The following is a 10,252-nucleotide window of genomic DNA, read 5'->3' on the forward strand; positions in this document are numbered from 1 at the left end:
ATGGGGAATCTTTCAACTCCCACCCGGAGCATTTTTCTAAGCTACTGTTGGAATCCAGTCGAGTCAGACCATTCCGGACTATCCGGCGGAAGCCTCGACGGCTACCTTCGATCACTCGCAGAGAGTGTCGAGCCGGGGTTGGGGCCACCGGCGCTTCTCGGCTTCGGTGTCTCCCGGCTGTCCGCCGGCAAGGAGAACATTACGGGTGCAGAGCGGGAACGTCAAATGTCAACGGCTTCTCGATCTGTTACCTACATCACATCGCCTGAATGTCGTCTTGACCAACCTGTCTGCTATGGGACCATCGGGGGCTGTTGCCGCCGCGCCGGCCCCGCTCCTGATCAGCCGGTCGACCGGTCGACCGGTCGGCATTCCCGTCACGTCGCGGGCCCGACTCCTGACGGGGCCGCCGCGACCCCGTCAGGAGCGGCCTGCCAGACACGTGGTCGCCAGATGTTCATCCAGCGGTCATCTATTGATGATCTGCTCTCGTCTGAAGGCCGTCAGAAGCTCTTTGCCCACTCACGGTCACGTACGAGCCGTTCGGTGATTGCCGCGAGCTGTTCGCGTACCCGGGCCGGAGCTGTCCCGCCCGGAGCCGAACGAGCCTCCAGCGCGCCTTGGACGGAGAGCACCGTGCGCACGCCCGGAGCCAGGCGCGGGTTGATGGCCGCCAGGTCGTCGTCACCGACCTCGTCGAGTCCCACCTCACGCGCGGCGCACCAGGCCACCAGTTGCCCGACCGCCTCGTGCGCCTCCCGAAACGGCACTCCACACCGGACGAGGTACTCAGCCACATCCGTGGCCAGCGCAAACCCCTCGGGAGCGGCCGCGGCGAGACGCTCCCGGTGTATCCGCATGGTCCCCACCGTGCCCGTGGTCGCCGGCAGTACCAGCAGCAGGGTGTCGACCGCGTCGAACACCGGCTCCTTGTCCTCCTGCAGGTCACGGTCATACGCCAGCGGCAGGCCCTTGAGCACGACGAGCAGTCCGGTGAGCGCGCCGATCAGCCGGCCGGACTTGCCCCGCGCGAGCTCGGCGACATCCGGGTTCTTCTTCTGCGGCATGATCGAACTACCGGTGGCGAACGCGTCGTCCAGCTCGACCCAACCGAACTCCCGGCTCGTCCACAGAACGATCTCCTCGCCGAGCCGGGACAGGTGCACACCGATCAGCGCGGCCGCGAACAGGAACTCCGCGACGAAATCACGGTCGGAGACCGCGTCGATCGAGTTCGCGAAGGCCGAGTCGAAACCGAGCTCCCGCGCGACGCCGTGCGGGTCGAGCGGGAGCGAGGAACCGGCCAGCGCGCCCGCGCCCAGACTGCACACGGCGGCACGCCGGTCCCAGTCCCGTAACCGGTCCACATCACGCGCGAACGCGTGGACGTGGGCGAGCAGCTGATGGGCGAACGAGATCGGTTGGGCATGCTGGAGGTGGGTCATCCCGGGTGCCGGCGTGTCCACCTGCGCCGCCGCCTGGTCGACGAGAGCTAGTTGCAGGTCGACGAGACACCCTGCCACCTGCCGGGCGTGCTCCCGCAGATACATCCGAAGATCGGTGGCTACCTGATCGTTACGGCTTCGCCCCGCCCGCAGCTTGCCCCCAAGGGTGCCGAGGCGCTCGAGCAGACCCCGTTCCAGGGCCGTGTGCACGTCCTCATCGTCAACCGTCGGTCGGAAACGACCGGTTCGCACGGCTTCGGACAGATCGTCCAGGGCCGCGAGGACGGCGGTGAGCTCACCGTCGTCGAGCAGGCCGGCGCGGTGCAGCACGCGGGCGTGCGCGCCCGAGGCCCGCAGGTCGTACGGGGCGAGCCGCCAGTCGAACTGGACGCTGACCGACAGGCGCGCCAGCGCCTGCGCCGGACCGCCGGCGAAACGACCACCCCACAGCCGGGTCGGCGGCGCGGACGCCGATGGCCCTGAGCCCGGTGGTTCGCAGGCCGATGTGCTCACCGGGACAGCCGCTGTTCACGAGCTGACCACACCGTGGTCGGCAGGCCCCACAGGTCGATGAAACCCCGTGCGTCACGCTGATCGAACTGGTCGCCCGCGTCGTAGGTCGCGAGAGCGTGGTCGTAGAGACTCGCCTCGCCACGCCGTCCGACCACCTGGGCCACACCACCGGCGAGCCGGATCCGGACATCGCCGGTGACCCGGGCGCTCGTGGAGTCGATGAACGCGTCCAGCGCCGCCCGCAATGGCGAGTACCACAGGCCGTCGTAGACAAGCTCGCCCCAGCGCTGGTCCACCCCCCGCTTGAACCGGGCGGCCTCGCGCTCGAGGGTGAGGTCCTCCAGGTCACGATGCGCGGTCAGCAGGGTGATCGCCGCCGGGCATTCGTAGATCTCCCGGCTCTTGATCCCCACCAGCCTGTCCTCGATCATGTCAATGCGCCCGACGCCCTGTGCACCGGCGCGGCGGTTCAGCTCGGCGATCAGGTCCACGAGAGGAAGGGCCCGGCCGTCCAGAGAGAGCGGCAGCCCGTCGACAAAACCGATGGTCACCTCGTCCGGCTCCCCCGCGGTGGTCGGGTCAGCGGTGTAGACGAAGACATCCTCCGGGGGCTGCGCCCACGGGTTCTCGAGCACGCCGCACTCGGCCGTACGGCCCCACAGGTTCTGGTCGATCGAGTAGGGCGAACGCGCGGTCACATCGATCGGCAGGTTGCGCTCGTCCGCGAACGCGATCGCCTTGTCCCGCGTCATCCCCGAATCCCGCACCGGCGCCAACACCGACAGGCCCGGGGCAAGAGCCATCACGCCCACCTCGAAACGCACCTGGTCGTTGCCCTTGCCGGTGCAGCCATGCGCGATGACTCCAGCGCCGAAGGTGCGGGCTGCCTCGACGAGGTGACGGACAATGACAGGCCGCGACAAAGCCGAGATCAACGGATAGCGGTCCATGTAGAGAGCGTTGGCCCGGATGGCCGGGGCCACGAACGACTGGGCGAACTCCGCGCGGGCATCGACCACGACGGATTCCACCGCCCCGCAGGCCAGCGCCCGTTGCCGGATCAGCTCAAGATCCTCACCACCCTGGCCGACGTCAACGGCCAGCGCGACCACTTCGGCGCCGGTTTCAGCACCGATCCAACCGATAGCCACGGACGTGTCCAAGCCGCCCGAATACGCGAGTACGACGCGGTCGGTCACTACGGATCAACCTTTCCACAATCATCAGGGCTGCCTGCCGCGCCAGAAAAGCCAACGCCACGCCGCACTCAGCCAGATATTTTCAGATCATCACACCAGGATTGCAAAAAATTATTTTGCTCTGTGTATCAGGCCGGCGGGACTTGGCCGGCCAGGTCGGCAGATGGGCCGTTGACAGGTGAACCACGGGAGCGCCCGTCCGCAAGATCGAGCAGCCGTGCGGCGAGTTCGGGGCCGGTGGGGTCGGTACCGCCAGCCGGATCAGCAACGGCGATCAATGCCGGCCGGCAGATCACCAGGACTGTGTCATCGCCAGCGATGGTGCCCATGACCTCTGGCAGCCCCGCCCGGTCCAGCGCCGAGGCGAACAGTTGCGCCGCACCCGGCGGGGTCCGCAGGACAAGCAGGTTCCCGTTGGCCTCCGCCGAAACGAGCAGATCCTCACAGAGCCGGCCGAGCGGCAGCCGCACGGACTCGGTCGGCGCCAGGTTGACATCGACGGCATACACCAACGCACCATCCGGGCCACGCACCTTGGTCGCGCCGAGATCCTCCAGATCACGGGACAGCGTCGCCTGGGTGACCTGGATGCCCTCCGCCGCCAGCAACCGAGCCAGCTCCGTCTGCGAACGCACCCGCTGGCGGGCTATCAGGGCCGCAAGCCTCGCCTGCCGCGCGTGCTTGGTCAGCGGCGCGGCAGCGTGCCGGGAAACCCTGGGTACCTGGGTGCTCATACGGCGGCCTCCGTGGCGAGCACCGCGGGGAGCACCGCGGGGAGCACCAGCGGCCAAGGAGCCTGGCGAAGGAGGACGCCGGGGCACACCATCACGGCGTGACCTTGCCAGCCAGCGCCCGGGGGGACGGCCGCGAGACCGGATCGGTCTGGTCGAGCAGAAACGCCAGCAGCGCTTTCTGGGCATGCAGCCGGTTCTCGGCCTGGTCGAAGACAACCGACCGGGGGCCGTCGAGGACGGAACCCGTGATCTCAAGGCCACGGTGCGCTGGCAGGCAGTGCATAATGATCACATCAACGGCGGCGGCCTCCACCACCTTCTCATCGAGCTGATACGGCTGAAAGACCAGCGACCGGCTGTCAGCTTCGCTCTCCTGGCCCATCGAGGCCCAGACATCGGTGTACAGCACGTCCGCACCGGACGCGGCTTCCCGCGCGTCGTGCGTCACGCTGATCGCGCCGCCAGTCCTCGAACAGATCTCGGCTGCCTGCCGCAGCACCTGCTCGAAGGGCTCGTATCCGGGCGGCGAGGCCACCCGGACCCGCATGCCGGCAAGCGCGCCAGCCAGCACCAGCGAATGCGCGACGTTGTTGCCATCCCCGAAGTAGGCAAGGGTCAGCCCAGCGAGGGTGCCGCGGTGCTCCCGGATCGTCTGCAGGTCCGCGAGCGCCTGACACGGATGAGCATGATCGGAAAGAGCGTTGACCACGGGCACCGAGGCCGCCGCCGCCATCCGCTCCAAGCGGTCCTGCGCGAACGTCCGCACCACGATCGCGTCGACATACCGGCTGAAGACCGCAGCCGTGTCCTCGATGGACTCGCCTCTGCCCAGCTGGGTGGCGGCCGCATCCACGACCACGGGGTGGCCACCGAGCTCGGCCACGGCGACGTCGAACGACATCCGGGTGCGGGTGGACGGTTTCTCGAACAGCAACGCCACCGAGCGGCCAGCAAGTGGCCTGGGCCCAGCGTCGCGCACCCGGCGGGTCGCCTTCACACGGTCGGCCGCGTCGAGCAGGGCAGCCTGTTCATCCGGCGTCAGGTCGGTGTCGAGGAGAAAGTGTCGGATGGTCATGAGGTGGCCTCCAAAGCGAGCATCGCAGCGAGCGCCAGCGAACGAGGAGCGCAGCGGCGGAGGACACCGGGACACACCGTCATGCGCAGACCTTAGAGTCTTCGGCCGCGGTCAGCGCCGCTCGGCCGATCGCGGGCAGCGCCGCGACAAACGTGGCCGCCTCAGCGGCCGAGAGCACCAACGGCGGGGCGAGCCGCACCGCGTCCGGACTGACGGCATTGACCAGGAAACCCGCATGGCAAGCGGCGGTTTCGAAGGCGGCGGCGAACGGCGAGTTCAGCTCGATCGCCAGCCACAGCCCACGGCCGCGGACCCCCACCACGCCCGGCACACCGGCGTCGAGGATCCCGTCGGTCAGGACGCGCCCGACCTCCACCGCGTTCGCGATCAGTCCGTCCCGCTCGATGGTGTCGAGCACCGCGAGCGCGGCCGCGCAGACAATCGGCCCCCCGCCGAACGTGCTGCCATGGTCGCCGGGGCGCAGGAGCTGGCCGGCCGGGCCGAACCCGACGCAGGCTCCGATCGGCAGGCCGCCGCCGAGTCCCTTGGCCAGGGTCACGATATCGGGGACGATCGCCTCGCTCTGGTGCAGAAACCAGGTTCCGGCCCGGCCGATACCGCTCTGGATCTCGTCAAGGACGAGCAGCGCGCCGGCCCGGTCGCAAATGGCACGGGCCGCTCGCAGGTAGCCGGGCGGCGGCGGGATCACCCCTGCCTCGCCCAGCGTCGGCTCCAGGAAGACCGCGGCGGTACGGTCGCTGACCGTCGCCGCCAGGGCGGCGATATCGCCATAGGGAACAAAGCGTGCGCCGGGCAGCAGCGGTTCGAACAGCGCCCGTTTGGACGCCTGGCCAGTAATCGACAGAGCGCCTAGAGTACGTCCGTGAAAAGATCCATCCGCTGCGACGATCTCGGTGCGGCCGGTCCGCCGAGAGATCTTGATGGCCGTCTCGTTGGCCTCCGCGCCCGAGTTGCAGAAGAACACCCGACCAGCGACGCCCAGCAGTCCCAGCAGCCGCTCGGCCAGGGCGACCTGCGGTTCGTTCACATAGAGGTTGGAGACATGGCCGAGGCGCCCGACCTGATCGCACACCGCGGCCTGCACCGCCGGGTGGCAGTGGCCGAGGGCGCTGACTGCGACCCCGGCGATCAGGTCGAGATACTCGCGCCCGTCCGCGTCCCACACCCGGGTGCCGGCACCGCGTTCCAACGCGATCCGTGGGCGGCCGTAAGCCGCCATGATCACAGCATCCCGGCGATCGAGCAGGTCAGCGTTCATGAGGCTCCTCCTACGGTATGCACGGACGTGGCGGCGGGTACAGCGGCCGCTGTGGTCGCGGCGGTGTCCACCGTGGCCGCAGCTGGCGTGATCAGAGTCCCGATCCCGTCATCGGTGAAGACCTCCAGCAGAACGGCGTGTGCCACTCGGCCGTCAAGGACGTGGGCCTGCGGCACGCCACCGTGCACGGCTCGCAGGCAGGCCTCCATCTTCGGGATCATCCCGGTGGTCAGCGTCGGCAGGAGGGCAGCGAGCTCCGCCACGGACAGCTCGCTGATCACCTCGTCGCTGTGCGGCCAGTCCGCGTACAGGCCCTCGACATCGGTAAGGATGACCAGCTTCGCCGCGCCGATCGCGGTAGCCAGAGCGGCCGCGGCAATGTCGGCGTTGACGTTGTAGACCCCGTCGTCGATCCCCCGGGCGACGGTGGCGACCACCGGGACCTTGCCGGAGTCCAGCAGCGCCGTCAGGGTCTCCGGGGCGACCTGGACGACGTCCCCGACCAGCCCGATATCGATCTCGCGGCCGTCCACGACCGCCGGTTTGCGCCGCGCGGTGAGCAGGTTGGCATCCTCACCGGACAGGCCCACCGCGAACGGGCCGTGACTGTTGATCAATCCAACGACATCCCGGTTGACCTGGCCGACCAGGACCATCCGGACGATCTCCATCGTCTCCGGAGTGGTCACCCGCAGGCCACCGGCGAACACCGACTCGACACCGAGCCGGGCCAGATGGGCGGTGATCTGCGGCCCGCCCCCGTGGACCACGACCACCCGCAGGCCCGCGTAGCGCAGGAACACGACGTCCGCGGCGAACGCCTCCCGCAGCACCGGGTCGGTCATGGCGTGGCCGCCATATTTGATCACAATGGTGGAACCGTGGAACCGCGACAGCCAGGGCAGCGCCTCGATCAGCACGGTGGTCTTGGCCAGCGCGGCATGCCCCCGGGCCAGCGCCGGGGGCCGGCCCGCCCCCGGTACAGCGGTCATGTCGAGTACGCCGAGTTCTCGTGGACGTACCCGTCGGTCAGGTCGTTCGTCCAGACCGTCAGTTCACTGGGGCCGGCGTGCAGGTCGATCCGGATGGAGACCTCCCGGCCGGTCAGGTCGACGAGTTCGCGCGGCTCCCCCGGCCCGCCCGCCCGGCACACCCACACTCCGTTGATCGCGACGTCGAGCGCGTCCGGTTCGAAGGATGCGCGGGTGGTGCCCACGGCCGCGAGCACCCGGCCCCAGTTCGGGTCGTTGCCGTAGAGCGCGCACTTGAGCAGGTTGCAGCGCGCGACCGACCGGCCGACCTCCAGCGCGTCGGCCTCGTCGGCGGCACCGGTAACGGTGATCGCGATCGTCTTGGTCGAGCCCTCCGCGTCGGCGAGCAGCTGCCCGGCCAGGTCAGCGCAGGACTCGGTCACCAGGCCAGCGAGCGTTTCCGCGGATACCCGCACGCCGGACGCACCGTTGGCCAGCAGCAGCACGGTGTCGTTGGTCGACATGCAGCCGTCGGAGTCCACCCGGTCGAAGGTGGTACGGCAGGCGTCCCGCAGCAAACGGTCGGCGGTGACCGGGTCGACGACCGCGTCCGTGGTCAGCACCACGAGCATCGTGGCGAGCGCCGGCGCGAGCATCGCGGCGCCCTTGGCCATCCCGCCGACCGTCACTCCACCAGCCGCGCGCACAACCTGTTTGCTGACGGTGTCGGTCGTACAGATCGCCTCGGCCGCCGCCGGCCCGCCGGTGGCCGACGCCCCGGCCACCGCCTTGGTAACGCCGGGCAGCAGCAGATCCATGGGGAGCCGTATCCCGATCAACCCGGTCGAGCAGACGGCGACCTCGCCCGCACCCATCCCCAGCAGGCCGGCGGTGTGCTCGGCGGTGCGATGGGTGTCGGCGAAACCGGCAGGCCCCGTACACGCGTTGGCACCGCCGGAGTTCAGCACGACCGCCCGCAGCCGGCCGTCCGCGAGCACCTGACGTGACCAGATGACGGGCGCGGCCTGCACCCGGTTGCCGGTGAACACACCCGCGGCCGTGTCCGACGGACCGCCGTTGACGACAACCGCGACATCCGGACGCCCGGACGGCTTGAGCCCAGCCGCCACTCCTGTGGCCCGAAACCCCCCCGGGGCAGTCACGCTCACAGCCTTACACCCATGATCGCTCCTTACTGCGTCGGTATGAAAAGCCACTGTCAGCAGGGCCGAATGCGAATGATTGAATTCAGGCGGCGGACGCCGGATCCTCACCGCGGGCCAGCCAGGCCAGCCAGGCCAGCCGGTCGGAGGTCGAGGGGCAGGAGCCGAGGAGGTTAGGGGCCGGCAGGTTACGGCGCGATGCCCGACGATGTAAGGCCGCTGGTCTCCGGCAGGCCGAGCATGAGGTTCGCGCACTGCAGCGCCTGGCCGGCAGCGCCCTTGCACAGGTTGTCGACGGCAGCGACAACCACCGCCCGCCCGCTCTCGTGATCGGCGGCGACCTGCAGGTGGACGGCGTTGCCGCCCAGCGTCGCCGCGGTGCGGGGCCAGCGCCCCGGCGGCAGGACCCGGACGAAGGGCTCGCCCGTGTAAGCCGCGTCCAAGGCGTCGCGGAGCATATCGGTGGTGACCGCCGAGCCGAGCCGAGCGGTACAGGTGGCGAGGATGCCGCGCGGTGTCGGCGCCAGGACCGTCGTGAACGACATGGACACGGGCGTGTGCACCAGACCGCGCAGCGCCTGGAGGATCTCCGGGCGGTGCTGGTGGCGTCCGACCCGGTAAGCGGTCAGGTCATTCATGACCTCGCTGCCGAGCAGGTTCGCCTTGACCGACCGTCCCGCGCCCGAGGTGCCACTGGCCGCCACCACCACGATGTCCTCGGTGTCGACCAAGCCCGCGCCCAGCAGCGGCGCGAGGGCGAGCGTGACCGCGGTGGGAAAACAGCCCGGGGCCGCGACGCGGGTGCTGGCACGGATCGCCGCCCGTGCGCCGGGCAGTTCCGGCATCCCGTACGTCCAGGTTCCCGCATGGTCGCCGCCGTAGACCCGCAGCCAGGCCTCGGCGTCGGCGAGCCGGTGGTCCGCTCCGAGATCGACCACGCGGACGCCATCCGGCAGTGTCGCCGCGACAGCGCCGGACCTGCCGTGCGGGAGCGCAAGAAACACAATGTCGGCGTCGACGCTGGCAAGAGCCGACACGTCGGCGAAGACCCGGCCGGTGAGATCGGGGAGATGCGGATGGACGTCGGTGACGTCCTGCCCGGCCGACGAACCCGCCGCCAGTGGGCCGATCTCGATCTCCGGATGCCCGAGCAGCAGGCGCAGCAGCTCCCCACCCGCGTAACCACTCGCTCCCGCCAACGCCGCTGTCATCCCCATGACTGAAAACTTATACACACATCATCATGATCATGCAAGCATGTCAGCAGCCGTTCCCGGCCCGCCGCACGGAGACGACCGCCCGTCCCGCAACGCCGGGCGAGCTGCCAGTACGCGAATAGCTCACAGCGACCGCATGCCTGCCGGGGCAGGCAGCCGCCAGCGTCATGGCGGATGCTCCGATGCCGAGAGCGCGCTGTACGCAGTCGTGCGGCTCGACACCTCGGCGCGCCTGCCCATAGAGGTCATCCACTGGTTCGGGTCGGCACGGGCCGCAGGCTGGTGGGCCCGCACCGCCAGCTCGGTGATCTGTGCCTCGAGGTCCTCACGGGAAGCGAAGTCGCCACAGCGCACCAGTCGACGGGTCAGGACACCGAACCACTGCTCGATCATGTCCAGCCCGGAGGCGTGCTTCGGGGTGGCCGCGCCTCGGCCTCTGTCGGCACCCGGGTGACCGTGACATGGGACCATTCTTCGGCCTGTCCGGGCGGCGGGACCGCGGTCGCGGTCGCCACGACCGCCAGCCGAGCCGACGGCCCGTCTTTCATGGTCGCATGAGCGACCTCGATGGCTGGCTCGCGATACGCGACGATCGAGGGACCGGCCTCCAGATGCGCCTGCCGGCTAGCCGAAGAGCTGGTCGAGGGTGTCGGCGG

Annotated in this window: 9 protein-coding genes and 1 pseudogene; all 10 read right to left on the minus strand. The window is 69.5% G+C overall.

The features are described from left to right. Nucleotides 1-503 precede the first annotated feature (503 nt). On the minus strand, nt 504-1,958 hold the full coding sequence (gene argH / locus MJ785_RS17545) for an argininosuccinate lyase (protein ID WP_239312004.1): 1,455 nt from the start codon (nt 1,956-1,958) through the stop codon (nt 504-506). After that, nucleotides 1,955-3,157 (minus strand): argininosuccinate synthase, encoded by a 1,203-nt coding sequence (locus tag MJ785_RS17550; protein WP_239347326.1) that lies wholly within the window; start codon nt 3,155-3,157, stop codon nt 1,955-1,957. Before MJ785_RS17550 ends, argH begins: the two co-directional genes overlap by 4 nt. Before the next feature lie 128 nt (nt 3,158-3,285). Further along, on the minus strand, nt 3,286-3,891 hold the full coding sequence (argR, locus tag MJ785_RS17555; RefSeq protein ID WP_239312009.1) for an arginine repressor: 606 nt from the start codon (nt 3,889-3,891) through the stop codon (nt 3,286-3,288). Between the two features lie 91 nt (nt 3,892-3,982). After that, complete coding sequence (gene argF / locus MJ785_RS17560) at nt 3,983-4,966, minus strand: ornithine carbamoyltransferase (RefSeq protein ID WP_239381821.1); 984 nt, start codon at nt 4,964-4,966, stop codon at nt 3,983-3,985. Nucleotides 4,967-5,045: 79 nt separating this feature from the next. After that, nucleotides 5,046-6,245 carry an acetylornithine transaminase gene (locus MJ785_RS17565; RefSeq protein ID WP_239377494.1) on the minus strand — a complete coding sequence of 400 codons (1,200 nt, stop codon included), beginning with the start codon at nt 6,243-6,245 and terminating at the stop codon, nt 5,046-5,048. Beyond that, nucleotides 6,242-7,237 carry an acetylglutamate kinase gene (argB, locus tag MJ785_RS17570; protein WP_239381823.1) on the minus strand — a complete coding sequence of 332 codons (996 nt, stop codon included), beginning with the start codon at nt 7,235-7,237 and terminating at the stop codon, nt 6,242-6,244. The genes MJ785_RS17565 and argB overlap by 4 nt, the downstream gene beginning before the upstream one ends. Beyond that, a complete protein-coding gene (gene argJ / locus MJ785_RS17575) occupies nt 7,234-8,385 on the minus strand; it encodes a bifunctional glutamate N-acetyltransferase/amino-acid acetyltransferase ArgJ (RefSeq protein ID WP_239311991.1) in 1,152 nt (383 codons plus the stop codon). Before argJ ends, argB begins: the two co-directional genes overlap by 4 nt. A gap of 182 nt (nt 8,386-8,567) precedes the next feature. Next, nucleotides 8,568-9,596 carry an N-acetyl-gamma-glutamyl-phosphate reductase gene (gene argC, locus MJ785_RS17580; protein WP_239312007.1) on the minus strand — a complete coding sequence of 343 codons (1,029 nt, stop codon included), beginning with the start codon at nt 9,594-9,596 and terminating at the stop codon, nt 8,568-8,570. A gap of 165 nt (nt 9,597-9,761) precedes the next feature. Beyond that, on the minus strand, nt 9,762-9,989 hold the full coding sequence (locus MJ785_RS17585; protein ID WP_239311988.1) for a hypothetical protein: 228 nt from the start codon (nt 9,987-9,989) through the stop codon (nt 9,762-9,764). Beyond that, nucleotides 9,986-10,252, minus strand: a pseudogene (locus MJ785_RS17590) (hypothetical protein); the annotation flags it as partial. The pseudogene MJ785_RS17590 and the gene MJ785_RS17585, both read right to left, overlap by 4 nt.

This window comes from Protofrankia sp. CiT1, from assembly GCF_917627335.1.
Taxonomy (GTDB): Bacteria; Actinomycetota; Actinomycetes; order Frankiales; family Frankiaceae; genus Protofrankia.

Bases quoted from the DNA above. Each gene is read 5' to 3' on its own strand.
- argB (WP_239381823.1), bottom strand. From the start codon at position 7,237: ATGACCGCTGTACCGGGGGCGGGCCGGCCCCCGGCGCTGGCCCGGGGG.
- MJ785_RS17585 (WP_239311988.1), bottom strand. From the start codon at position 9,989: ATGATCGAGCAGTGGTTCGGTGTCCTGACCCGTCGACTGGTGCGCTGT.
- argR (WP_239312009.1), bottom strand. From the start codon at position 3,891: ATGAGCACCCAGGTACCCAGGGTTTCCCGGCACGCTGCCGCGCCGCTG.
- argC (WP_239312007.1), bottom strand. From the start codon at position 9,596: ATGGGGATGACAGCGGCGTTGGCGGGAGCGAGTGGTTACGCGGGTGGG.
- MJ785_RS17565 (WP_239377494.1), bottom strand. From the start codon at position 6,245: ATGAACGCTGACCTGCTCGATCGCCGGGATGCTGTGATCATGGCGGCT.
- argF (WP_239381821.1), bottom strand. From the start codon at position 4,966: ATGACCATCCGACACTTTCTCCTCGACACCGACCTGACGCCGGATGAA.